A 24335-nucleotide genomic window follows, 5' to 3' on the forward strand; every position below is an offset into this window, starting at 1 on the left:
GCCTAAGACCTAAAACCTAAACAGAAACCCAATTAACCCATAACCAAAATCGGAGGAAAAATGGCTAAGGAAATGATGAATTTCAATCTCCCCAAAGAGGAAACCTCTATCATCAAGGTGATAGGAGTAGGTGGAGGCGGCTCAAATGCCGTAAACCACATGTACAAACAAGGAATCAGAGGTGTCGACTTCGTGGTCTGTAATACAGACCAACAAGCGCTGGACATGAGCCCTGTGCCGAAGAAGATCGCGCTGGGATCGAGTCTAACGGAAGGTCGTGGTGCAGGCGCACAGGCGGAAGTCGGTCGCAACGCTGCCATCGAAAACCTAGACGATATCAAAGAGGTATTGCACGGTACCAAAATGGTTTTCATTACTGCTGGTATGGGCGGTGGAACCGGAACAGGTGCTGCTCCAGTAATTGCTGAAGCCGCTCGTGAACTAGGTATCTTAACTGTAGGTATCGTTACCATTCCGTTCGGTTTCGAAGGAAAGAAACGTAAGCTGCAGGCAGATTTTGGTCTGGAAGAATTGAAAAAGCACGTTGATACTGTGCTTATCATTTCTAATGACAAACTGCGCGAGATGTACGGAAACCTGAAACTTAGCGAAGCATTCGGTCAGGCAGATGATGTATTGACCATTGCCGCTAAAGGCATTGCCGAGATCATTACCGTAGAAGGTTATGTGAACGTGGATTTTGAAGACGTCCGTACCGTTATGACCAAATCTGGTGTGGCCATCATGGGATCGGCAACTACTTCTGGTCCAGACCGCGCCATCAAAGCCGTGGAGCAAGCATTGGCCTCTCCTCTTCTCAACGACAACAACATCTTTGGAGCTAGCAATATCCTCCTCTACATCAGCTCTGGTAAAGATGAAGTTACGATGGACGAAGTGGCAGAGATCACTGATTACATTCAGGATGAAGCTGGAATGGATGCTGATGTTATTTGGGGTAACGGCACCGATGAAGACCTGAACGATGAGTTGACACTGACAATCATCGCCACTGGATTTTCTGGCGAAAAACTGGAAAGAGTTACTGGAAAGGAGAATGTGATCCGCCATACCTTGGACACACGCCCAACTAGAACAGAAGCTCCAAAACCAATGGCCGAAGCACCAAAGGCAACAACAGAAGAGAAATCCTCCATTCCTTCTGGCCTTACAGCTCGACCAGTTCTGTTCAATTCGCCATTGAACAAGACCACGGTTACCGACCACGCAGATCTTCTAACGCCTCCAACCACCAACATGAAGGCGGAGATCACACCAACAGAACCTGTGATCAAGCATACGTTGGAAGACGAAGTAGCTTCAGCTTCACTTATGGCTTTCAAGGTAGATGAAACAGACCTTGAACTGAACGCATTGCTTGATGCAGAAGCTCCTGAGATGATCGGAATTAAGGAAGGCGAAGAGTTTCCGCTTTACAATGAGGAAGAAGACGAAGATGATTTTGAAATAGCTGCAACGTTCGATACCAATCTTACTGTTGAAGCCAAAGAGGAAGTGAACGAACTTCCAGTAGCTGAAGAAACGGAAGAAGAAGAGTTGACTGAAACTCCTGCGATGCAGCCTTTCAGCCTATTCCGAGATAAACCCGTTCAAGAGTTAACGAACGAGTTATTTGAAGAAGAGGAAGAAGACACTTTTGATGACAACATCATTACAACAGAAACAGCTACAGAGATCGAATTTGAGCTAAAAAGCGTGACACCAACAGCTGATACGGAGATCAAAACCTTCAGTTTGTATGATGACGAACCGACTACTGCAAGCAGCACTACAAACAGCAATCTTGTAGAAGAGCCAAAGTTGATGACACGCAGTCTTCCGTTCGAAAATTCAATCGACACAGAGGAAATGCAGCGCAAACAACAAGAGCGCATGGAGCGTCTGAAAAGCATGAATGCACGATTCCGTTCGCCAAACAGTTTGGCCGAATTGGAGAACGTTCCTGCTTTTAAAAGACGAAACGTGAACCTTGCAGACACGCCACATTCGTCTGAAAGTTCTGTTACACGATTTGACGTACGCGACACGGACGAGACCGATGAGAACGGCAACAGACGTGGTGCACTGAGTGATGGAAACGATTTCCTTCATCAATCGGTAGATTAAGAAACATCTGGTAGCAACTAAAGTGAAGCAATCTCCATCAAATGGGGGTTGCTTCTTTTTTTGCTTCTAACGCTTGCTTTGTTAAGTTCGTAGACCAATCGCAGCTCCAAATCATGAAATTCAGTAACTGGATTTATCTTCCCATCATCATTATTCTGGTACTACTGGCGTGGTATTTCCACACCATCATCACCTACATTCTAATCGCTGGCATCATCTCGCTTATTGGCGAACCTATCATTCGATTCTTGCTAAAGATCAATTTCAAAGGACGTCACATGCCACGGGCGTTGGCCGCAACATTCACCATTTTGGGTTTACTTTCCTTCTTCGGAGGAATCATTAGTGCGTTCATTCCAATGGTGGCCGATGAAGCGCGCAAGCTTTCTAATGTAAGTGTTGAAGAAACACTCGTCAACATCCAAGGTCCCGTTCAATTGGCGCAGGATTACCTCAATCAATTCCAATTGACTGAAGCACCTATCGTGTTGCAAACCGAACTCAAAAAACTGCTTACCAACCTTTTCGATATTTCTGCGGTGGGCGATAGCGTGCAATATGCACTTGGCCTCACAGGCGATATATTCATCGCTTTCTTCGCCATTACCTTCATCACCTTTTTCTTCCTAAAAGACCAAGGTCTGTTCAAAAACATGATCATGACCCTCGTGCCCGACCAGTACGAAGAACGCATTGGAAAGGTGCTGCATAAAAGCAAAGAACTACTTACGCGCTACTTCATTGGCGTGATCATCGAAGTAGCCATTGTCATGACCATCGTTTCCGTTGGCCTTGCCATTGTTGGAATTGATAATGCGTTGCTCATCGGCTTCCTTGCAGGTCTCTTCAACGTCATTCCGTACGTGGGTCCAATTATTGGTGCAGCCATCGGTATCATCATCGGAATAAGCACCAACACCGAAGGCCTCGACTTTGCTTCTATGCTTTCCCTTACCGGACAAATGGCCATCGTTTATGCAGCCGCGCAAATGCTCGACAATTTCTTGTTACAACCCTACATCTACTCACAAAGCGTGAAGGCACATCCGTTGGAAATCTTCCTTGTGATTCTGATGGCTGGCAACGTGGCAGGTATTGCTGGAATGATCCTCGCAGTACCAACCTACAGCATCGGCCGCGTGTTCGTGGGCGAATTCTTCAATCAGTTCAAAGTGGTGAAGGCGCTTACAGGGGAGGGTTGATTCCAAAGATCTGTACAGCTAGCGCTTTTGACTAAATTGCCTGCATGAAGCAGTTGATCTTTCTTACCGCTCTGTTGCTTTCGTTCTCGGCCATGGCCCAACGCAACCAGCGCATTATTGGAACCGTGGTAGATGCAGACTCCAAACAGCCACTTATAGGCGCTACCGTGTTTGTAGAGATGGATGGCGTGTTGGGCTCGTCTACCGATATTGATGGAAAGTTTGAGATTGAAAACGTTCCGGTTGGCCGATTGGAAGTAAAGTGCTCTTACATCGGATATGAACCTTGGAGCAGTGGCCTCATAACCCTCAGTTCGGGCAAGGAAATGAGCATTGATATTGACTTGTCTGAAAGCGTGCACATGACCGATGAAGTAAAGGTTGTAGCCACACAGGATGGACAGACCAAAAACGAAATGATGACCATCAGTTCACGCTCGTTCAGCATTAAGGAAACCCAGCGTTTTGCGGGTAGCATCAACGACCCTGGCCGTGTGGCACTAAATGTTCCTGGAGTAACGGCAGCGCAGGATAATGATAATGACGTGATCGTGCGCGGGAACTCCGCAGCTGGTATCCTATGGCGATTGGAAGGCATTGATGTTCCCAATCTCAACCACTTTTCGCGACCAGGTTCTTCGGGCGGAGGCATCACAGCCCTTTCTCCGCACGTGATGGGCAATACCGATTTTAGCACAGGTGCATTCCCTGCCGAGTACGGAAACGCATTTGCAGGTGTGTTCGACATCAGCTTCAGAAATGGAAATACGGAACGACACGAATTCATGGTGCGGGCCGGGGTTTTGGGCATCAATGCTGGTGCAGAAGGACCGCTCACCAAAAAGAATGATGGCTCTTCCTATATCTTCAACTACCGCTATTCCACCTTGGGGATTTTGGGCGCCATGGGGCTATATGTGGTTGATGCCAACACCAACAATACCTATCAGGATCTTTCATTCAAGATCAATTTACCGAACAGCAAAAAATCACGTATCAGCATTTTCGGCATTGGTGGATTGAGCAAAGAAGAGGGCATTGTGAAGAAAGACACAGCCCAATGGGTTGATTACGTGAACAGGTTCAAGACCACACTTAAAACCAATTTGGGTGTGATGGGTGTTTCGTGGACCCAGTTGCTCAATGAACGTTCGTACCTGAAAACCGTAATGGCCATCACCTACAACGATGTGGTGGATGGAGATGACACTTTAGACCTCAATTATGTGCTACATCCCACGCGAGACACCCATTTCAATAATACGCGAGCCGTTATTCACAGTTATTACAATCGTAAACTGAGCAGTAAATTGAGCTTACGGGCAGGACTACATGCCGATGAGAATTTCTACTCCTTCCACGAATCAAAATTTGTCGATTCGCTTAACCAAACCTTGGTTTTAATTGATGGATCGGGTGCTGCCACCACCTTACAGCCCTACGTTCAGGCCAAGTATCGGCCAACAGCAAACACCACTCTCGTTGGAGGCGTGCATGCCACATATCTATCACTGAACAATACCTACTCCATCGAACCACGATTGAGCATCACTCAAAAAATGGACAACGGACAGCAGTTGTCCTTTGGCTATGGTTTGCACGGCCAGTATCTGCCATTGGGTTCCTATTTCACGCAATTCACACGGCCAGACGGGTCAATATACTTCCCGAACAAAGACCTGAAAATGGTGCAAAGTCATCATTTCGTGCTCAGTTATGAGCTTAGTTTTCTGCACAATTACAAATTCAAGATAGAGCCCTATTTCCAATACCTCTATCATTTGCCGGTGAGTTCCGACCCATCAAGCACCTACATGATCTTGAATGAGCGCTCTGGCTACGCCAAAGATTCTTTGGTAAACAAAGGCATAGGCATGAATTATGGCCTGGATGTTTCCATACAACGATACTATGCCAAACACTGGTTTTTTGTGGTCAATGGCTCGGTGTTCCGATCATCGTATACACCGCTCAATGGTAAAACCTACTCTGGAGCCTATGATAGCAGATTCACTGTTTCCGTTATGGGCGGTTACGAAGTTCAGTTCAAGAACAGCGCTTTGGAATTCGGATTCCGATTAGGTGTAATGGGCGGATTTCGTTACACACCTATCGATCTGGCGGCTTCCACTGCTGCGCGAGAAGCCATCACCATCGATTCGTTGGCCTTTACCAAAACATATCCTACCTACATACGACCCGACCTTCAAATTTCGTACAGGCAGAACAAACCCAAATACTCTTGGACACTTTCGCTCAATCTTGGAAACTTCATTGACCACAAGAACATCTTGCGTCAGTACTACGATAAACAGAATAATAAATTGGCGTACAAATATCAGATGGGATTGATTCCAATTTTGGCATTTCAGGTCGATTTTTATGCCAGCAAAGGAGGCACTAAAAAAGCGAAAGGCTGATTATCCTTTATAAGCCATCCACATAAGAGCAGCTGCCAAGCTCATAACAATCACAAATCGTAGGACGCGTAGTACCAATAGTTCTTCTGGTTTCATCAATGGGGGTTGAATGTTAATTCAAACCTAACCAATGTTACCAACTTATTAATGACCAAAAATGGTCATTTTAACAACGAAGATTGAATTTCAGTGTATCACGTAGCCCAATTCTACGCAAACTACTATCTGCACAACTATGTTATTCACGTATTGGTACCAAGATTGGTCTTGGAGAATTGCCCAATCGCCATAAATGCTTGGTGTGTTGCCATACCACAACCATAAAATTGGGGTACACATGATATGGAATGCCATACTCCTTGGCGGTTTGCTGCACTATCTGCGACAGCTTGCGATAATGCACATGGCTAATACTAGGAAATAGATGATGCTCGATCTGGTAATTCAAACCACCCACAAACCAAGAGAAAATGCGACTCTTGGGTGAGAAATTGCATGTGGTTCGCAATTGGTGAACAAACCAACTTTCCTCTACTCTACCATCTTCTGGAGCAACCGGATATGCAGCATCCGGCACCACGTGTGCCGATTGAAATACAGTTGCACTGAATACGCCAGCAATAAAATGCATGGTAAAGAAGAAGATCAACGTCAACCACCACGAAGCTGGATTGAGCCACATCGGAAGCGCAAGTACAATTCCCCAATAGAGCAATTTGGCAATGGTCATTCTTGTTAGCTGCATGGTGAATTTACCGCGACCTTTCACTGTCAATCCTTTTTTACGGAAATCCAACATCTGCAGGAAATCCTTGAACGTTGCCCAATTGATGGTCATCATTCCGTATAGAAACCAAGCATAGAATGCCTGCAATCTGTGAATCCAAAGACGCTTAGTATTTGGCGAAAGTCGAAGGATTCCGCCTGTATCAATATCGCCATCGTGTCCATCAATATTGGTAAAAGAATGATGGAGCACATTATGCTGAATCTTCCACACAATAGCGCTGCCGCCAACAATATTGATCAAATAGCCCAAAGCTTTATTCACCTTCGGGTTCTTTGAATAGGACCCATGGTTTGCATCGTGCATAATAGACATACCAATGCCGATCATTCCAACCGCCATCATCACCCACATCACGAACAGAATGGCCCAATGTGAAACCACTCCTGAAATGATCAATCCGAGCGGCACGAGATAAAGCAATAGAAGAGAAACCGTTTTCACGACCATTCCAGCATTCCCCTGTTTAGAAACCTGCTTGTCTTCAAAATAATCAGCAACACGTGCTTTAAGGGTCTTCACAAATTCCACATCGGCAGTGCGCGAAAATTTCAATCTCTGTAATTGGGTCATGTTCTTGTTTGTAAGACGATGAAGATAGGCACTTGCATGGAACGCCACTTGACGAATAACAGAAACAAAAAAGCCGATGTGAAAATTCACATCGGCTTTACTTTAAAAGTCTGTTTTCTTAATAATAGTGCAGTCTTCGCACCTTGCTCACGTACTTTGAAAGTCGTAGTACTTGTCGTGTATATCCATACTCATTATCGTACCAAGCATAGATCACCACATTCATTCCATCAGGAGAAACAATCGTTGCCTTGCTATCATAGATAGAAGCGCAGCTGTCGCCAACAATATCCGAAGAAACCAATTCGTGTGAAGTCGAATAACGAATCTGCTCAACAAGGCTTCCGTTCAATGCAGCATCTTTCATTGCAGCATCAATATCGTCCAATGAAACCTTTGTCTTCAAAGTAAGATTCAAAATAGCCAACGAACCATCTGGCACCGGAACACGAACGGCATTCGAGGTCAACTTGCCTCCAAGTGTTGGAATTACCTTTGCAACAGCACTTCCGGCACCAGTTTCGGTGATAACCATATTTGAAGCGGCAGAACGTCCTCTACGATATTTCTTGTGGTAGTTATCCAACAAATTCTGGTCGTTGGTGTAGGCATGAATGGTCTCAATATGACCTTTCTCCACTCCGAATTTAGCTTCAATTACAGCCAAAACTGGAGAAATGGCATTGGTCGTACAAGAAGCCGCTGACCAGATATTGTGATCATCTGGATTGAAATTCAAGTGATTTACGCCATGAACAATGTTTGGAATATCACCCTTGCCAGGAGCAGTCAACATTACTTTACTCGCGCCTTTCGATTTCAAATGCTGACCCAATCCGTCTGCATCTCTCCAAACACCAGTGTTATCAATGATCAGCGCATCGTTGATGCCATATTGAGTGTAATCAATCTCTGAAGGATTGTTGGCTGCAATTAGAAGAATCGTGTGACCGTTTACGATCAACGCCTTTTTCTCAACATCTGCTTCGATGGTACCAGGAAACGGACCGTGAATGGAATCCGTTCTGAGAAGATCGGCACGCTTGTAAATATCGTGTTCAGAGTTTGAACGCGTAACAATAGCACGAAGTCGCAGCTGATCGCCTTTAGCAGATTGAGAGATCAACTCTCTAGCTGCCAATCGACCGATACGTCCGAATCCGTAAAGCACTACATCTTGCGGAGCTGATGGTTCACGACCATCGGCTACCATTGTGCCAATAGTTCCTCCTAAAAAGGTCTCGATGGTTTCACCCTTGGTGCGGGCTTCTAACCACTCATGTGTCAATTTTCCAAGGTCGATTTTGGCAGGTGCCAAATTCATGCTTACCAATCCTTGGGCAACTTGGAGACTATCGAAAATGGTGATCGGTTTCCGCACCATTTTACGAGCATATTCGTGATGGGCCAAAATTTCTCCCACGTTGCAGTCATGCAACTGCTGGCGGAAAATGACCAATTCAACAGCTCGGTCAAAACGCAAAGTTCCGACAATAGACATCAACTGGATAGCGGCTTTTTCTCGGCCGATCCAATTGTTCAACTCTGCCTCAAAAGTCCCTTTGGAATTTGAAGCAATCGTATCAATACTCATGAAAATGGATTTGTGGTTAGATTATCCTAGATATGCTTTCAGCAGTTTGCTGCGCGAAGTGTGACGCAGTCTTCTGATAGCTTTTTCCTTTATCTGACGAACACGCTCTCTCGTAAGGTCGAATTTTGCTCCGATCTCTTCCAAGGTCAATCCGTGGTTCATTCCAATTCCGAAGAACAGTTTCACCACATCTCTTTCGCGCTCTGTCAGCGTGGAAAGTGAACGCTCAATTTCTTTTTGAAGCGACTCGTTCATCAGCGTACTATCGGCACGTGGCGAATCGTGATTCACCAACACGTCCAAAAGGCTGTTGTCTTCTCCTTGAACGAACGGTGCGTCCATTGATACGTGACGTCCAGAAACGCGCATTGTATCAGCAATTTTCTCTTCTGGAATTTCTAGAACTTCAGAAAGTTCCTCAGCAGATGGCTCGCGCTCAAACTCCTGCTCCAATTTAGAAAAAGCCTTGTTGATCTTATTTAAAGAACCTACTTGGTTCAAAGGCAAACGAACAATTCTTGATTGCTCTGCCAACGCTTGTAGAATCGATTGACGAATCCACCAAACAGCGTAAGAAATGAACTTGAAACCGCGTGTTTCGTCAAAACGTTGAGCTGCTTTGATCAATCCTAAGTTTCCTTCGTTGATCAAATCCGGTAGGCTCAACCCTTGATTTTGGTATTGCTTCGCAACAGAGACAACGAAACGAAGATTCGCTTTGGTCAATTTTTCCAAAGCAGCTTGATCACCAGCTTTAATTCGCTGCGCCAGAATTACTTCCATGTCCGCAGTGATAAGATCTTCCTTGCCAATTTCCTGTAGGTATTTGTCAAGCGAAGCACTCTCACGATTAGTAATCGATTTGGTGATCTTAAGTTGTCTCATATTGTCTATTTCAGTTAAGTGATCTGACGGCTCTTTACACCATCCCCAAAAAGGGCTGCAAAGATACACAGAAAGGCTATTTTATACAATATAAAAGAGACAGGCTGTGCAACCGTCATAATTCAAACGACAAATCGCCTCAATTGTTTCTTTTTTGTGGCACGACCAATCTGCTAGAAAGATAGTAAACGATCAATCAGGGCGTGATTTCCGATAAAGCTCCCAAATAACAATTCCCGCTGAGACAGAAATATTCAACGAATGTTTGGTTCCTGTCTGTGGTATTTCAATGAAATCATCGCAAATATCCAAAACATCTTGCGATACTCCTTTTACTTCGTTGCCGAAAATTAGTGCCAGTTTAGCATCATTCGCAAACTGAAAATTACCTAGTTCTATGCTTCCGGCAACTTGTTCTATACCTAATATTCGAAAGCCATCTAATTTGAGTTTCGCTACGGCATCACTGCAACGATCTGCATACTCCCACTCTACTGATTCAGTGGCGCCTAAGGCTGTTTTTTCAATCTCCCGATGCGGTGGCTGTGCTGTAATTCCGCAAAGCAAAATCTTCTGAACAGAAAATGCATCAGCGGTTCTGAAAACAGATCCGACATTATGAAGGCTTCTTACATCATCAAGAACAACCACAACCGGAATCTTATCAGCTCCTTGAAACTCGGAAACTGACTTTCTGCCAAGTTCCTGCATCGTCAATTTTCTACCTTTCTCTTTAGCCATTGTACTGTTTGATGCCTTGCGTATATGGTTAACTTAGCGCGATTCTGAACGCAAAGTAAAACAGATAATCTTGGCCAAAACATCTGGAACAAAAGATCAGGAAACACCCTTGATGAAGCAATACAATGCAATCAAGGCGAAATACCCTGATGCACTATTGCTTTTCAGAGTTGGTGATTTTTACGAGACCTTCGGAGAAGATGCCATTCGCGCATCTCGCGTTTTGGGAATTGTCCTTACAAAGCGGGCAAATGGGAAGGCTTCTCACATAGAATTGGCAGGATTTCCGCATCATTCTTTGGAAACCTACCTACCAAAATTGGTTCGTGCGGGGCACAGAGTTGCAATCTGCGATCAACTCGAAGACCCTAAACAGGCGATAGGAATTGTAAAACGTGGCGTAACGGAATTGGTAACTCCTGGCGTTTCCTTTAACGATAATGTTCTAGAACAGCGGTCAAACAACTTTCTGTGCAGCTTGCATTTCAGTCCAACGAATATTGGCATCGCCTTCCTCGACATTTCCACCGGAGAATTTCTCGTTGCTCGAGGGAATGAATTGTACATCAAAAAGCTGATCAAGAACTTTGAGCCGAGCGAGGTGCTTTTTAGAAAAAGTTATCGTAGCCAGTTTCATGAAATGTTCGGTGACGGTCATTGCACATTCACCATGGAAGATTGGGTTTACACCGTTCAGTTTGGAACAGAAACGCTCAATAATCACTTTGGAACAAAAAACCTGAAGGGATTTGGCATCTCTCATCTAGAAGAGGGAATAGTTGCAGCAGGAGCAGCTTTACAGTACTTGTCGGATACTCAGCATAATAAAACCGAGCACATCAATTCCCTTTCAAGGATCGAAGAGGAAAAATACATGTGGGTTGATGGGTTTACCGCTGCCAACTTAGAAATTCTTCGGCCCAACCAACGCGATGGAAAGTGCCTGATTGACATTCTGGACAAGACCCAAACTCCAATGGGTTCTCGAATGATGAAACGTTGGGTTTCTTTTCCTTTAAAAGAGAAAACGCTGATTACCAAAAGGCTTGAAAGTGTTGACAAACTCCTTCGGTCGGAAAGTGTCAGAAGACAACTTGCTCAAAGTCTGAACAACATTTCTGACCTAGAGCGATTGGCATCCAAGTTATCTACTGGTCGGGTAAATCCTCGCGAACTATTGTCTCTAGGACGATCACTCGCTGAAATCCCTTCAGTTATTGAAACGATAGCTGAACTTAAAAGCCATGGCCTTTCGGAAATAACCAGCCTCATCAATCCGTGTTCGCATGCTTTGGATACCATTGCTACAAGTATCTCGGAAGAAGCGTCAATTAACATTAACAAAGGTTCCGTAATAAAAAGTGGCTTCTCCTTAGAATTGGATCAATTACGAAGCCTCGCTTATTCTGGCAAAGACTACTTGGTTGGAATCCAGAAACGAGAATCTGAAGCAACTGGAATCACGAGCTTGAAAATCGGATTCAATAACGTTTTCGGGTACTTTCTAGAAGCTACCAACGCACACAAAGACAAGATTCCCGAAAGCTGGGTCAGAAAGCAGACGCTCGTAAATTGCGAACGCTACATTACCGAAGAACTAAAGGAATACGAGGAGAAAATACTTGGTGCTGAAGAGAAGATACAAGCGCTTGAAACACGGCTTTATCAAGAAGTTGCGGCCACTTTGGGGAAATACGTCATTTCGCTTCAGCAGAACGCCACGTTACTCGCACAGATCGATTGCCTGTTATCATTTGCAGAAGTTAGCGATGCCAATCATTACGTTCAACCAAAATTTACGGACGAAAGCATTATTCAAATTCAAGATGGAAGGCATCCAGTAATTGAAAAATCGCTTCCAATCGGGGAAAGCTATGTTTCGAATGACGTTTATTTGAACAACCAAACTCAGCAGATTTTGGTAATTACCGGTCCAAACATGTCTGGTAAATCCGCACTACTGAGACAAACTGCTCTTATTTCCATCATGGCCCAAATGGGTTGCTTTGTTCCAGCAAAAAGTGCCACGTTAGGAATTGTAGATAAGGTGTTCAGTCGCGTAGGAGCATCAGACAACATAGCTCAAGGTGAATCTACCTTCATGGTTGAAATGAATGAGGCGGCCAGCATCCTGAATAATATGACTTCGCAAAGCCTTGTCATATTAGATGAAATCGGTCGTGGAACAAGTACGTATGATGGAATATCCATCGCCATGGCCATTGTTGAATTCATGCACGAGGGAAACAAGGCGAATCCAAATGTGCTTTTCGCTACACACTATCATGAATTAAATGAACTGGAAACTCGCTTAGAGCGCGTTAAGAATTTCAATGTAAGTGTAAAAGAAGTTGGCAAGAAAGTTCTTTTCCTACGAAAATTGGTCCCGGGAGGAACCGAGCACAGCTTCGGAATCCATGTTGCGAAAATGGCCGGCATGCCATCTACGGTTGTTAATCGGGCAAAGGAATTACTGCTTAAACTTGAAGAATCTCACGTAACGGGAGCCAAAAAGTCGAAATCAAGCAAAACAACCTCAGTCGATAACATGCAGTTGAGTTTCTTTCAATTAGATGACCCAGTACTGGAACAGATAAAAGAAGAGATTGAAGAGATTGATATAGATACACTTACGCCAGTTGAGGCACTTCTCAAATTGCACGAAATCAAGAAAGTTTTGGGTAGTAGAAAGTGATTTTGTTCAATCGGGAAAATATTTAGTTTTGCAATCCAGTTTCGCGAGAATAGCTCAGTTGGTAGAGCACGACCTTGCCAAGGTCGGGGTCGCGGGTTCGAATCCCGTTTCTCGCTCACTCTCAAACCAAAATCCTCCTACGGGAGGATTTTGTGCATTGGGCCCGGGTGGTGGAATTGGTAGACACGCAGGACTTAAAATCCTGTGGCCGTTGAGGCCGTACGGGTTCGACCCCCGTCCCGGGTACATTACTTCTCGAACATGATCATCGATCTGCGTAGCGATACAGTGACGAGGCCAACACCACAAATGTTGGAGTTCATGTTCAGCGCTAAAGTTGGCGATGATGTTTTTGGTGAAGACCCGACTGTAAATGAGCTTCAAGCTTTTGCAGCGGAAATGTTTGGAATGGAAGCCGCTCTATTCTGTCCCAGCGGGACAATGACAAATCAAATCGCGATTAAAGCTCACACGCAACCAGGAGACGAAGTAATCTGTGAAGAGGGAGCACACGTTCACTATTATGAAGGCGGTGGTATTGCATTCAACTCAGGAGCCTCAACAAAAACGCTCGTTGGTCAAAGAGGAGTTTTCACTGCAGAACAAGTTTTAGATTCTCTGCGTCCTGAAAATGTCCATTTCCCAAGAACATCTTTGGTTTGCATGGAGAATACTTGTAACCGAGGAGGCGGCAAAATCTTTGACTTTCATGAGATTGAAAGAATAAAGGATGTCTGCCAAAGAAACAAGCTCAAACTTCATTTGGACGGAGCAAGGTTATTCAATGCCGTAGTAGTAGAAAACAGAAGCCCCAAAGATTTCGGAAATGTATTTGATTCCATTTCTATCTGCTTGAGCAAAGGACTGGGCGCTCCCGTTGGCTCTCTTTTAATAGGAAACCAACCATTCATTCATCAAGCCACACGGATACGGAAAGTACTTGGAGGAGGTATGCGTCAAGCCGGATTTATGGCCGCTGCTGGGCTGTATGCATTATCTCAGAATGTAAATCGGCTACAGGAAGACCATGTTCTTGCGAAAAGTCTGGAGAAGTCGTTGAAAGGTTGCGAATTCGTTTCCTCGGTCCTTGAAGTAGAAACAAATATTGTTGTGTTCAAACTGAATGAGGGCGTCAAAACGCCTCATTTCTTAGAACATCTGCGTAATTCTGACATTTACGCGTTTGAAGTTGGCAAGCAACGAATTCGTTTTGTAACGCATCTGAACCTTCCACAGGATTGTTTTTCTATTATAGAGAAGGCCTTAGCTTCTTATTCATCTGCAGGATAAATAGAAGGAGACATCTTTCTTTCAACCCATTTATCTAGCCTGACAATTTCTGGACCACCAGGATCCCAAGCATACCCTTCAGTTTCATCCAAACAATTTTTAAGCGCAGTCAGACTTTTGGGACTTAGTTCATCGAAATTCAACTCTTTCCGAAGCAAATTACCTAAAATATCAAGAGCTGCTTGAACTCTTAGCGTGCCAAGTTCTTTGTGTCTCGTCACGAATTTCCGGGTCGTATCCAATTTAAACTCCAACCATTCCTCATCTTTCATTTCAACCAAAAGCATCATTTCAAGCAATCGGAATTGCATATTCCAAGTATCTTGCTGCTTAAGCAAGTATCCTTCAGCATTTAACGATTTGAAGGACGCACTCATGTCAGAATGTAGAAATTGAGCACATCCGTTGATATAAATCCATCGTGGCAAAAGATGCTCTCTTGCTGCAATTCGAGGGTGGCTCAAGGCAAGACTGATCGTTTCTTCTGCTCCACAGTAATTGCCTGAAGCAAGTTGCGCTTGCACAAGGAATTGCAGACACTGAAGTCGATTGAACCCTGCCGCAGGGAAGAATTTTTCTGACTTAGATAAGTGGTTGGTAGCTTCATTAAAATTCCGGAGCTCCATTTGCGCAAAACCCACCGTTTGATTTACCCCTGCAATGTTGTTCTTCGAACGTACTGCCGGATTCTTTTCAACGAGTTTCAAGAATTTCAATCCTAATTCAACGACTGAGTTAAAGTCCTTTCTACTGGTTCCGTACTCAGTGGCTGCCATATAGTACCAAAATCCAATTCGAGCTAATTTGTGCTTCTTGTATAATTGCCCCAAACTGGATATCAACTCGACATATTTCTTCTCGTTATTCTTGCCCTTCAGCGTTTTACTCATTTCAGGGCTGGACAAGAGCATGGATTGCTCCTCCACGTACAACAAAGCTTCGTAGCGTTGAAAGTCATTGGTAATCTCTTCATTCAACAACTTTAACTCCTCTGAAGTCGCAGAGCTAATAAGACATTCCCTCAGTAAATGATTCATTTGAAGCTTTTCGCCTACAAGCTCAAATCTTTCGGCAGTTTGCATTGATTTCCTCAGAACCTTTATCCCTTCAACCAATGCTCCTCGAAAAATCATCACATGTGCCTGAGCAATTTTCTTCATACACTCGAACTCAGCAGCTCTGTTTGCTTGGGCAATTCTCTTCGATGACTCCTTGACCAATAGAACACTAAGAATATCTTCTTTCAATCGACTCTTCAGGTGCGCGAACGAAGATGCAGAGCTAGTCTCACCTAATTTTCGTTTAATAAATTGCTCATCTGTATTACCAACTTCAAGAAGTTTGAACAACTGCAGCCGCAGATTGTCCTCTGCGTTCGTTGTTCTAGACAGTAGATGAATCAGCATCCGCCTTTCTCCTGTCCTTAGAATCTTGACCAAAGTCATCAAGTCATCCATTGCTCCAAATATCACACTTCTCACCTCTGTTCATGGGTTATTTTCATCGATTCATCACTGATTTTATCAACATTATCGTCAAATGTGCCCTATTCATCGAAATAATATAAAATTTTTCTACCTGATAATCAGTTAGTTAAGCATTTAAACCACGTCTCGACCATAAAATGTTTGGTTATTAAGATTCGTTTGTCGTAAATTTGATGAGTCTTATCGACAGAATATCAGGATTCATCGATAGATTCATAAAGAACCAATAATTGAAACTGTAACCAAAAAACCTAGAACACATGGAACTGTTAGTAGCTTTTTTAATCGCTTTCGGAGTAGTAAACAGCAAGGATGCTCAGAAAATCACAAAAGATGAAGCATCTGTACTTGTAAAGAAGAACGGTCTTGAAAAAGACTACATCATCTGGGGTGCTGAAGGAGACGATTTCTGATTTAACAACTAAAAAAAACTAGAACACATGGAACTGTTAGTAGCTTTTTTAATCGCCTTTGGAGTAGTGAACAGCAAGGATGCTCAGAAAATCACAAAAGATGAAGCATCTGTGTTGGTGAAAAAGTCTGGTCTTGAAAAAGACTATATTATTTGGGGGGCTGAAGGAGACGATTTTTGATTTACCTACCTGATTAAGTATCAGGTATTGATATAGCGAGTCAATTCTCGCCATTCTGACGAAGCGTCTGCCGAGTCAAATTTAATTGCATTTAGCAAGGCTAAGATGTTGTATACCAACTTCTTGGTCTTTTGCGTATCAATTAAATCGTGTCATCAAGTTAATTCTATTTCCTTGTGCACCTATATATACAGGCCTACATTTGATGCCGTAATCATGCTGCTATTGATTTAACAGCGACAAACAAAAGGCAAAATGGAAGCAATATTCACAACAGTAACAGACAAGCAAAGAGTTGATACTTTGAATAGCATTTACCAAAAAGGTCTATGCACACCGAAAGAAGCTTTAGCATTTTCATCTGACAAACTGGTGTATGTCAAGCCATTCATCTCAAAACTTCAGAATGAGAATGGTGCGACTGAGGATCTTTCTAGTCGAATCATGGCTCGTCAAGTAATTGACGAACTATTGAATGATATTATGGATGAGATTGAAATGTCTTGCGCAAGAAGCGCTAAAGACGCTTCGAAAATTGCCTTGGAATACGGTCTTCACGCATTCATCAACAATGACGAAGACTTCTACTTCGCAAATAAAGTAGCCTAAATAATTACATACGAATAGCTAATCAGTTCATCATGTGTCCTTCAGATATCTTTCAGTTACCAGTTTCAGATTATGGTTTTGGCCCGGGCTCTGAAGTCTTTGCTTCCGACAGTCATTACCCATGTAGCATCGCCATCAAAGAAACTGATCTAGCAGATAAAGTAAGAATTCAGGTGCAACGTGACGATACCAGCATTTGGAACGACTACGAAGAAGGAGAACTATTGATCGGAAAAAAAATTAAGTGCCGACTCGCTTATGGGGGTGAAACTAGGAAAATTACCATCGAGGTATTTCATACCTGATTCTTATTTGGTCAGCTTGTAAAGAAGAATCAGGCTTATTCCGACACTTAATAGTACGTTTCCAGCGGCAACCAAATGGTTGCCGTTTTTCATTAACTGAACTGTCTCGTAACTGAATGTCGAAAACGTACTGAAGCCACCACAAAACCCGATAAGCAATCCAGCCTTCACAAATCTATGGTCAACTACATCTTTTGACAGCACCGAAAAAATAGCAGCCATTAGCAGACAACTAAATATGTTGGTTGCAAAGGTTGCAAGGGGAAGTGAACCACTATAGTTTTTGATTGTAAAGACTGAAATTGCATATCTAACCAGACTTCCTAACCCTCCTCCAAAAAAAACCAAAGCATACGTCATTGTACTCCTATTTTATTGGTGATACGTGCCACGCTATACCCCACAAGAATGCCAAAAAACGCTCCAAAAAGTACATCGCTTGGATAATGTACCGCAAGGTAAATCCTACTGAACGAAACAAATGCAGCCCAAGTAAACAGTGCAATCGTCAATGCTTGGCCATCCTTATTCAGCACCAAGCAACTAACAAAAGTGGCGAGTCCAAATACGTTGGATGCATGTGATGAAATGAACCCATAATTTCCGCCACACTTGTTGTTTATTAAAGTGAGGAATGGCAAAACGTCTGAATTATGACAAGGTCTTGATCTCTGAAACACTTCTTTGAAAAAATGGACAGAACCTTGATCAGTGACCACCACCATTACTGCGGCTGCTAAGACTAACCAAAGGGTTTTATCAAGCCCAAACGCTTTATACAATCTCAATATTATGTATCCGTAAAATGGAATGGAAATCCACTTTGAACTGACCAGTAACATCAGGTTGTCCAAATTCGGATTGCCAGCGAAACCGTTTATCGCTAACAGAATTTGTCGATCGAGTTCTACGAATGATCCGATGACATTCAATACAAGCTAATACTTAATGAAACGTTCAGTCCAGAAACCTTTCTTAGACGATAATTGGACGAAATACATTCCAGGCTGAATTGCTGAGACATCCAGCGAATTATTGCTCCAGTTGACTGAGCTCAAATTCACCTGTTTTCCTGACATATCAAACACCTCTACTGTTGCAACATTCGAGTTTGAAGGAAGCTCGAAATACAACTGATTGCTACACGGATTCGGGTATAATGAAACCTGAAAATCTTCATGCTCCGAAACCCCAGCAGGGTCGTTTTCATCGATTACCGGAAAAATAGCTAGATCAACATCCAATCCCCAAGAATACGCTGCTTGACCAACAACAAACCAGTATCCATTCGAAGTCAATTCCCACGCATCATACCTGTCTACAGCATCGCCATCGGTAGTGGACATCAAGCCAACCGTGTCGCCTTGCGCTACTCCGCTAAAATCAACACCAACGGAAAATCTTGTGCCCGCTGAAACAACCAACGTATCAAAACGGAAATCAGCAACCGTAAAACTCCCGTCTGCAAGTAAACTGTACACAGGCAGGTCCACAAAACTGAGAATACTGTCTGGTGCTATTGAATCGGCTGGGCCAGATATCAGTACGCCTGACCCGAAATTATCGTACACGTTTACTCGGACGAAAGAACTTGAATCGCCAGATTCGAAAGTCACATTCCCGAAAATCATTAAAACTTCCTTGAGCACAAAAGTTGCTTCATTTTGATATGTTTGCGCCTTGGCAACATCATGGTATCCATTAGTACCAAATGCATATCCTCCATTTGGCGAATCATATAGCACCGCTGTTCCAGATTGATACTGAGATAAGCCTAAGGTATCAGTAACCTGAGCTCTAAGGTTTAGCGATACAATCGATAAACAGCTAGCGACAATCCAATTTCTCATTCAGCAAATGTACTTAAGCTAAATGAAAAAGGGCTTCCATCGAAGCCCTTCTCCATTCAATTAAGAAAATCCTTATCAGTGTTGAATTATCAGCTTGTTGGAGCTGATTGTTTGTGTTCCAACAGTACTGACCAAATAAACTCCAGATGATAGATTTGAAACGTCCACATCCAATTTGCTTCCGTTTGATGAGTTGACGGCCAGTCTTGAGACAAGCTTTCCGTTCATATCCGTGATGGTAATTGAATTAATGTCTGATTCTGATGCGAACAAGAAAGAAACTGAGTTCGCTGCAGGATTTGGATACATTCCGAATCCAAGTTTTTCAATATCCTCATCAACTCCTGCTATGTTTGGATTCAAGTTCATTCTCAAACCAGGTGTGTGATTCCAGCCATTGTACCAATTAGTAGCGCCACCTGTTCCGTAAGGTCCGTATAAAGTAGTGCTATTATCTTCATTGCCAGAGTTTGAAAGCAACCAAAGTTGATCATCGCCTCCATCAGATTGAAGAGCAATCGTATAACCGGTTCCTGCATTCAGTGGTACTTCTTCGTCTAAAACAATGGTGGTGAAGAAGAAACCCGATCCGCCATTCACATTACCTGGAACAAGGTCGAAAACAGTAATGTATGAATCTACGATATCCTGAATACTTGACCCCAACTCATGAACTTCTGCAATGATGGAGGTTCCAGTAGTTGTGTTGGATCCGAATGCTGCTTGAATAGCATAAATAGAACTTCCGCTGTTATAAGGAATGTATACGCTTCCGTGACCGTAGGCGTTTGCCGATCCATTATCATCGTCTCTTCCCCATACTTGAAGCTCGAATGATTCGTCATAATCATGTGCAAAGACGAACTCAGTGACTTCCATATTTGACGAATTAGACTGGTTGTCCAAATTCTCGTCAGTATTATCTGCCGAAACCGTCATGAACACCTCATAATCACCTGTTTGGTCAGGTGTGTAATTAGTTGCGTGCCATGCAGTGTCTGTATCAGCAGCTACAATATCATTTAGAAAAGTGAACGAGCCAGAAGCTACTGAAGTTCCACCTCGAAGAATCTCGTAATCAACTGTCACATTTGTCTGTGTGAGACCTCCTAAATTGGTTACTGCAGCACCAACAACCATTTCGGAAGCTTGCTCCAATGGTATTTTTGAATAGACAAAATCATTCACAACATCTCCGTGGTAAGCCTTAGTTAACTCTAGATCGTTATCCAAGCCTTCCACAATTTTCATGTCATCAATCATCCAGTAGTATACTCGTGCATTCCAACCTATTTTAAGATACACGAATTGCGAAGCTCCTACCGCAGCCGAAATATTCACACTTACCAGATCCGGGTCGTCCGAAGCTGTATTATTATCAACTCCTTCCTGAACCTTATACGATGTCCAATTCACAGAATCAGCGCTAACCTGTACTACCAAATCAACACTATTATTGAATCTGAAACTTTGCTCAAATTCTAGCAATAAACTACTGTAGCTTGCCCCAAGGTCAATTTGGTTAGTAACAAAATATGACTCCAAATATTGGTAGGTTGTACCAGATGGTTGACCATAATTGAAATGATTGGCCGAATCGTTATCGCATATCAAGAATCCATTTCCTGCAGTGGTAGAATTCATCGGATCAGCATAACCGCCACCATTATTATTTCCATTGAAATAGCCATGTGAACCATTCGTAGTCCATTTCCAAGGATTCAAACCAGTAACATCATCAATACCCCAACCATTTGGAAATCCTCCACCAAAATCTTCTTGCCACAGCGCTGGTGACCCTCCACGAACCGAGTTATTGGAAGTCCGCTCAATATTATTTGGCTGTGCAGGCATATCTGGCAATATTCCGTTTCCGGTTTGAATTGATTCCATGTAGTGTTCAGGAAAATTCTGTACAGGGATAGTGAGCGGTTTCTTTTGCGCAAAAGAAAATGTTGCTGCGCTAAGCAGACAAAGAATGGTAATGTAAGTGTGTTTCATGGTTAAAGGATTTCTAGAACGAATTTACTGTTTTGGAGAAATTACGATTGACAATTATAGTTAATGAAAAAAGCCAGCTCAATAATTGAGCTGGCTTTCCACATGAATCAGTTTAACGAATCTATTATCTAACTACAACTTGCTCGGTAACAGTTGAATTTGCTCCTACCAATTGTACCATGTACATTCCAGAAGATAGTTTTTCTGTATCGAAAGTGATCAAGTTACGTTGTCCAACCTTTACAGTTCTCTGTTCTGTTTGAACCAAAGCGCCCGTTACATTGAATACGTTTACAGTGATATTCTGATTGTCTTTAGAAACGAAAGCAACGTTTAATAGATCTGATGTAGGATTTGGGTAAACACTAAGCCCAGAAACATCTTCGTTTTCTGTAATTCCAACACTTGGATCTGTGTTGGCTCTAATCATTGGAGAAGTAGTGTACCCAGTGTACCAATCAATTGCAGAACCTGCACCGAAAGGGCCATAACGAAGTTGAGCTCTATCGTCATCACCATCACTAGCAAGAATCCAAAGGTCCTCTCCAGCTCCTGTGTTACCAATACTGATCAGGTAAACTCCACCAGCAAGAAGGTCAATCCCATCACCATCGTTCAATAGAATATTTACGAGATTGATATTCGCCCCAGAACTAATGTCTCCATTTTGAAGGTCGTAAACCTCAGTAACCAATGGATTAGAAAAAGATTGATCATTTACAGCGTCAAACACTTCTACATAACAAGAGCTTGTAGTTGTATTTGCGCCAAAGGCAGTTTGAACACTTGTCAGCGTTACGTCAGAGAAAATCTCGTAATACATAGCCGCTTTATACTCATTAGGAGAATCCGAAGCGTCCAATCCACCGTAGATCTGGAACTCAATATTGTCCTCATCATCATGAGCATAGATGAAATTTGTGACTTTGAATGTCGAAGTCCCTTGATCATTTGAAGGAAGCTCGTCCGTTTCATCTGCGCTAACTGTTACTGTTACCGTGTATGTTCCCAATGCGCTTGGAGTATAGCCGGTTGAGTACCAAGTAGTGTCGCTAGAAGTAGAATTAAGAATCGTGTTTGTCGCTCCAAACGAGCCAGACGCTACCGATGAACCTCCCAAAGAAATATCGTAATCGTATACTAAGTTGTTCTGAACGGTTCCGCCTTGATTGGTTGATGCAACTCCAATCACTACCTCCTGTGCCTGATCCAACGGAATTTGCTGATATTCAAATGCAGCATTGATATCTCCATGCCAAACCTTAGTAACGGCAAGGTCGTTTGTTGCGCCTTCTACGATCGCAACATCATCAACTTGCCAGAAGTAATCCCAAGATCCTTCATAACGGAAACGAATCCAAACCGTTGAAGGATTAGCAGCCACAGCTCCAGAAATATTAACCACTACCAAATCTGGATTGTCCGTGGAGCTATTATTACCTTGATTTCCATTAACCTCGAATGTTGTCCATGTGCTTCCGTCTGTACTTACCTCTAAGTAAGAGAAGCCATTGAACTTTCCGTAATACTGCTGAAAAGAGACAGCCACAGATGAATAACCTGTAAGATCAACAGAATTGGCCAATTGAACCCAAGCATCTTGCACAGAAGATCCTGTTCCGAGTGCGTCACTATCAAACATTGCCCAACCGTTGGCTGCCGTTGTAGATTCCAATGCTCCATAAGATTCTGAGAAATCTCCGTAAGGACCTGTGGTGGTAAATTCCCAGTTAGCAGACGGGGTACCGGCATTACCGAATGTCCAAGCATTCTGATCGGAAAAATCCCAGTATAAACCGTTGATTGTATCTCCAGTTGCAGCAACTGATGGCGTTTCAGTAGGAAGCCCTAATGCAACCGTGTTGTCAACTAGCCTAGACTTTTGCGCTGGAGCAGATGTGAATTGAGCGCTCGCACCAACAGCAATAGAAAAGGCCAACAAAGTAGTGTAGATCTTTTTCATTTTATTATTAATTGATTAAAATTTAAGTGAAGAATATTACGTGTAAAGTTAATGAATGAGGAATCGTGACATTTATGATAAAAGACAGATTTGGAGTTTTATCACTCCGAAATAACAACTTTTTCAGTAGCTGAGTCCTCTCCAGTCATCACGGTAACCAAGTAAGCTCCTGGAGCAATACCGCTCATGTCGATAATAGTTCGTTGTTGACCAGCCATTTGAACATGTCCTGTTTGGCTAATTACTAATTGACCTTCAAGCGTCATTACCGAATAAGACACAGGAGATGTTTGGGCAAGAGAATATTCAATTGTCAAACTGTTACCTGATGAAATTGGGTTTGGATAAACCTCTATGGTGTTGATCTCAGAGACTTCGTCAATTCCAACCGAACCTGTACCAAGCACTAAAATATCATCTATCGATATCAAGTTGTCGTCATCACTTCGGTGTCTGAAGGCAATGAAAATACTCTGTCCTTCAAAATCGGCCAATGATGCTTGCCACTGCTGAAGCACTCCACGATTTCGGGTAAAATCCGTTACGTCCGCTTCCATATCAGTATGCATTATTCCTGGAGAGAAAACATATGTTGAAGTATCTTCCTTATCTGTTGTAAGGTCACCATCAAATTCTGAGAATACCGTTAGCGTATCCATAAAGCTAGTCTCTAAATTATCTGTTGTGGAAACAAGCACTTGGTAACCATCAAGGTAGCGTGGCAATTGATAAGGTGCTGATTTCCAATACAGCGATGCCAACCCGTCTTGGATGAAAATTTGAGGAGAAATCAACCAATTCTCGGCACCGTTCACTTCGCCTTGCAACCAAGAGTTGCTGGCTAGAACTGTGTTTGTACTATCAACATCAGCAAATCCCAATGTCAAGAACCATTCTCCTGGACGGTCTGCTCCACTTCCATCTCCTTGTCCGTCAACATCAAAATTTAACCAAGTTGGGTATAGATTCGGGTCTCCGGTTGGATAATCAATTTGAATGTAATCAATGGTTTCAGCTTCAAAATTCTCCCAAAGTAAGGTGTCATTCTGAGCACTTGCCGAAGCAATTACAAAAGCAAAACTTAAAAAAGTCAGGTACAGGTTTTTCATATTCACGTATTTGGTTTGTCGAATTTCTTCATTTCCGACCTATCCGAAAAGTAAAGTCAAGAAGCATCATTGGATTATGACGCCTCAAAGACAAAACACGGACA

General features: G+C 43.0%; 20 protein-coding genes and 2 tRNA genes. 11 read left to right on the top strand and 11 right to left on the bottom strand.

Translation table 11 applies throughout. The features are described from left to right. The first annotated feature begins 75 nt into the window (after positions 1-75). The 3 genes from ftsZ (at position 76) to K9J17_06390 (ending at position 5749) form a co-directional block, all read left to right on the top strand. Positions 76-2127 carry a cell division protein FtsZ gene (gene ftsZ / locus K9J17_06380; protein ID MCF8276348.1) on the top strand — a complete coding sequence of 684 codons (2052 nt, stop codon included), beginning with the start codon at positions 76-78 and terminating at the stop codon, positions 2125-2127. A 113-nt stretch (positions 2128-2240) separates the two neighbouring features. Further along, a complete protein-coding gene (locus K9J17_06385; GenBank protein ID MCF8276349.1) occupies positions 2241-3329 on the top strand; it encodes an AI-2E family transporter in 1089 nt (362 codons plus the stop codon). A gap of 44 nt (positions 3330-3373) precedes the next feature. Next, positions 3374-5749 (top strand): TonB-dependent receptor, encoded by a 2376-nt coding sequence (locus K9J17_06390; GenBank protein MCF8276350.1) that lies wholly within the window; start codon positions 3374-3376, stop codon positions 5747-5749. Positions 5750-5987: 238 nt separating this feature from the next. Here K9J17_06390 and K9J17_06395 read toward each other — a convergent pair whose 3' ends face one another. The 4 genes from K9J17_06395 to K9J17_06410 form a co-directional block, all read right to left on the bottom strand. Further along, the gene (locus K9J17_06395) at positions 5988-6986 is read right to left on the bottom strand and encodes an acyl-CoA desaturase (protein MCF8276351.1); all 999 of its coding nucleotides are present in this window, start codon (positions 6984-6986) and stop codon (positions 5988-5990) included. Between the two features lie 241 nt (positions 6987-7227). Beyond that, positions 7228-8703, bottom strand: coding sequence for a glyceraldehyde-3-phosphate dehydrogenase (locus tag K9J17_06400; protein MCF8276352.1), 1476 nt, complete (start codon positions 8701-8703; stop codon positions 7228-7230). 21 nt (positions 8704-8724) lie between these two features. Then, entirely contained in the window at positions 8725-9588 is an 864-nt protein-coding gene (locus K9J17_06405; protein ID MCF8276353.1) for an RNA polymerase sigma factor RpoD/SigA, read from the bottom strand. A 192-nt stretch (positions 9589-9780) separates the two neighbouring features. Continuing rightward, on the bottom strand, positions 9781-10329 hold the full coding sequence (locus tag K9J17_06410) for an RNA methyltransferase (GenBank protein MCF8276354.1): 549 nt from the start codon (positions 10327-10329) through the stop codon (positions 9781-9783). 112 nt (positions 10330-10441) lie between these two features. Between K9J17_06410 and mutS the strand changes: the two genes are divergently transcribed. From mutS to K9J17_06430, 4 genes are all read left to right on the top strand, one after another. Next, positions 10442-13024, top strand: a complete 2583-nt coding sequence (gene mutS, locus K9J17_06415; GenBank protein ID MCF8276355.1) for a DNA mismatch repair protein MutS — start codon at positions 10442-10444, stop codon at positions 13022-13024. A 43-nt stretch (positions 13025-13067) separates the two neighbouring features. Then, positions 13068-13140: transfer RNA gene (locus K9J17_06420), tRNA-Gly, on the top strand. A 45-nt stretch (positions 13141-13185) separates the two neighbouring features. Then, positions 13186-13270, top strand: a tRNA-Leu gene (locus K9J17_06425). 15 nt (positions 13271-13285) lie between these two features. Continuing rightward, complete coding sequence (locus tag K9J17_06430; GenBank protein MCF8276356.1) at positions 13286-14314, top strand: aminotransferase class I/II-fold pyridoxal phosphate-dependent enzyme; 1029 nt, start codon at positions 13286-13288, stop codon at positions 14312-14314. Here K9J17_06430 and K9J17_06435 read toward each other — a convergent pair. Further along, positions 14296-15474, bottom strand: a complete 1179-nt coding sequence (locus K9J17_06435) for a hypothetical protein (protein ID MCF8276357.1) — start codon at positions 15472-15474, stop codon at positions 14296-14298. The two genes, K9J17_06430 and K9J17_06435, sit on opposite strands and share 19 nt — an antisense overlap. 587 nt (positions 15475-16061) lie before the next feature. On the opposite strand from K9J17_06435, the gene K9J17_06440 reads away from it, so the two are divergent. The 4 genes from K9J17_06440 to K9J17_06455 all read left to right on the top strand — a co-directional run bounded on the left by K9J17_06440 (position 16062) and on the right by K9J17_06455 (position 17308). Next, positions 16062-16214, top strand: a complete 153-nt coding sequence (locus tag K9J17_06440; GenBank protein ID MCF8276358.1) for a hypothetical protein — start codon at positions 16062-16064, stop codon at positions 16212-16214. A gap of 27 nt (positions 16215-16241) precedes the next feature. Then, positions 16242-16394: a hypothetical protein gene (locus tag K9J17_06445; GenBank protein MCF8276359.1), complete on the top strand. Its 153-nt coding sequence runs from the start codon at positions 16242-16244 to the stop codon at positions 16392-16394. 255 nt (positions 16395-16649) lie between these two features. Next, positions 16650-17003 (top strand): hypothetical protein, encoded by a 354-nt coding sequence (locus K9J17_06450; protein MCF8276360.1) that lies wholly within the window; start codon positions 16650-16652, stop codon positions 17001-17003. A 32-nt stretch (positions 17004-17035) separates the two neighbouring features. Then, entirely contained in the window at positions 17036-17308 is a 273-nt protein-coding gene (locus tag K9J17_06455; GenBank protein ID MCF8276361.1) for a hypothetical protein, read from the top strand. A gap of 3 nt (positions 17309-17311) precedes the next feature. On the opposite strand, the gene K9J17_06460 is transcribed toward K9J17_06455, so the two are convergent. The 6 genes from K9J17_06460 to K9J17_06485 form a co-directional block, all read right to left on the bottom strand. After that, positions 17312-17668 carry a CrcB family protein gene (locus tag K9J17_06460; protein MCF8276362.1) on the bottom strand — a complete coding sequence of 119 codons (357 nt, stop codon included), beginning with the start codon at positions 17666-17668 and terminating at the stop codon, positions 17312-17314. Next, complete coding sequence (locus K9J17_06465; protein MCF8276363.1) at positions 17665-18090, bottom strand: phosphatase PAP2 family protein; 426 nt, start codon at positions 18088-18090, stop codon at positions 17665-17667. The genes K9J17_06460 and K9J17_06465 overlap by 4 nt, the downstream gene beginning before the upstream one ends. 156 nt (positions 18091-18246) lie before the next feature. Further along, on the bottom strand, positions 18247-19158 hold the full coding sequence (locus K9J17_06470) for a T9SS type A sorting domain-containing protein (protein MCF8276364.1): 912 nt from the start codon (positions 19156-19158) through the stop codon (positions 18247-18249). 75 nt (positions 19159-19233) lie between these two features. Beyond that, positions 19234-21159 (bottom strand): T9SS type A sorting domain-containing protein, encoded by a 1926-nt coding sequence (locus K9J17_06475; protein MCF8276365.1) that lies wholly within the window; start codon positions 21157-21159, stop codon positions 19234-19236. A 124-nt stretch (positions 21160-21283) separates the two neighbouring features. Beyond that, positions 21284-23122, bottom strand: a complete 1839-nt coding sequence (locus K9J17_06480) for a T9SS type A sorting domain-containing protein (GenBank protein MCF8276366.1) — start codon at positions 23120-23122, stop codon at positions 21284-21286. Positions 23123-23223: 101 nt separating this feature from the next. Next, on the bottom strand, positions 23224-24231 hold the full coding sequence (locus K9J17_06485) for a choice-of-anchor J domain-containing protein (GenBank protein ID MCF8276367.1): 1008 nt from the start codon (positions 24229-24231) through the stop codon (positions 23224-23226). Positions 24232-24335 lie beyond the last annotated feature (104 nt).

The sequence above is a fragment of the Flavobacteriales bacterium genome (assembly GCA_021739695.1).
Classification (GTDB): Bacteria; Bacteroidota; Bacteroidia; order UBA10329; family UBA10329; genus UBA10329.

Coding starts and splice junctions, on each gene's coding strand:
- ftsZ (MCF8276348.1), top strand. CDS start 76: ATGAATTTCAATCTCCCCAAAGAGGAAACCTCTATCATCAAGGTGATA.
- K9J17_06385 (MCF8276349.1), top strand. CDS start 2,241: ATGAAATTCAGTAACTGGATTTATCTTCCCATCATCATTATTCTGGTA.
- K9J17_06390 (MCF8276350.1), top strand. CDS start 3,374: ATGAAGCAGTTGATCTTTCTTACCGCTCTGTTGCTTTCGTTCTCGGCC.
- K9J17_06395 (MCF8276351.1), bottom strand. CDS start 6,986: ATGGTCGTGAAAACGGTTTCTCTTCTATTGCTTTATCTCGTGCCGCTC.
- K9J17_06400 (MCF8276352.1), bottom strand. CDS start 8,703: ATGAGTATTGATACGATTGCTTCAAATTCCAAAGGGACTTTTGAGGCA.
- K9J17_06405 (MCF8276353.1), bottom strand. CDS start 9,588: ATGAGACAACTTAAGATCACCAAATCGATTACTAATCGTGAGAGTGCT.
- K9J17_06410 (MCF8276354.1), bottom strand. CDS start 10,329: ATGGCTAAAGAGAAAGGTAGAAAATTGACGATGCAGGAACTTGGCAGA.
- mutS (MCF8276355.1), top strand. CDS start 10,442: ATGAAGCAATACAATGCAATCAAGGCGAAATACCCTGATGCACTATTG.
- K9J17_06430 (MCF8276356.1), top strand. CDS start 13,286: ATGATCATCGATCTGCGTAGCGATACAGTGACGAGGCCAACACCACAA.
- K9J17_06435 (MCF8276357.1), bottom strand. CDS start 15,474: ATGAAGAAAATTGCTCAGGCACATGTGATGATTTTTCGAGGAGCATTG.
- K9J17_06440 (MCF8276358.1), top strand. CDS start 16,062: ATGGAACTGTTAGTAGCTTTTTTAATCGCTTTCGGAGTAGTAAACAGC.
- K9J17_06445 (MCF8276359.1), top strand. CDS start 16,242: ATGGAACTGTTAGTAGCTTTTTTAATCGCCTTTGGAGTAGTGAACAGC.
- K9J17_06450 (MCF8276360.1), top strand. CDS start 16,650: ATGGAAGCAATATTCACAACAGTAACAGACAAGCAAAGAGTTGATACT.
- K9J17_06455 (MCF8276361.1), top strand. CDS start 17,036: ATGTGTCCTTCAGATATCTTTCAGTTACCAGTTTCAGATTATGGTTTT.
- K9J17_06460 (MCF8276362.1), bottom strand. CDS start 17,668: ATGACGTATGCTTTGGTTTTTTTTGGAGGAGGGTTAGGAAGTCTGGTT.
- K9J17_06470 (MCF8276364.1), bottom strand. CDS start 19,158: ATGAGAAATTGGATTGTCGCTAGCTGTTTATCGATTGTATCGCTAAAC.
- K9J17_06475 (MCF8276365.1), bottom strand. CDS start 21,159: ATGAAACACACTTACATTACCATTCTTTGTCTGCTTAGCGCAGCAACA.
- K9J17_06480 (MCF8276366.1), bottom strand. CDS start 23,122: ATGAAAAAGATCTACACTACTTTGTTGGCCTTTTCTATTGCTGTTGGT.
- K9J17_06485 (MCF8276367.1), bottom strand. CDS start 24,231: ATGAAAAACCTGTACCTGACTTTTTTAAGTTTTGCTTTTGTAATTGCT.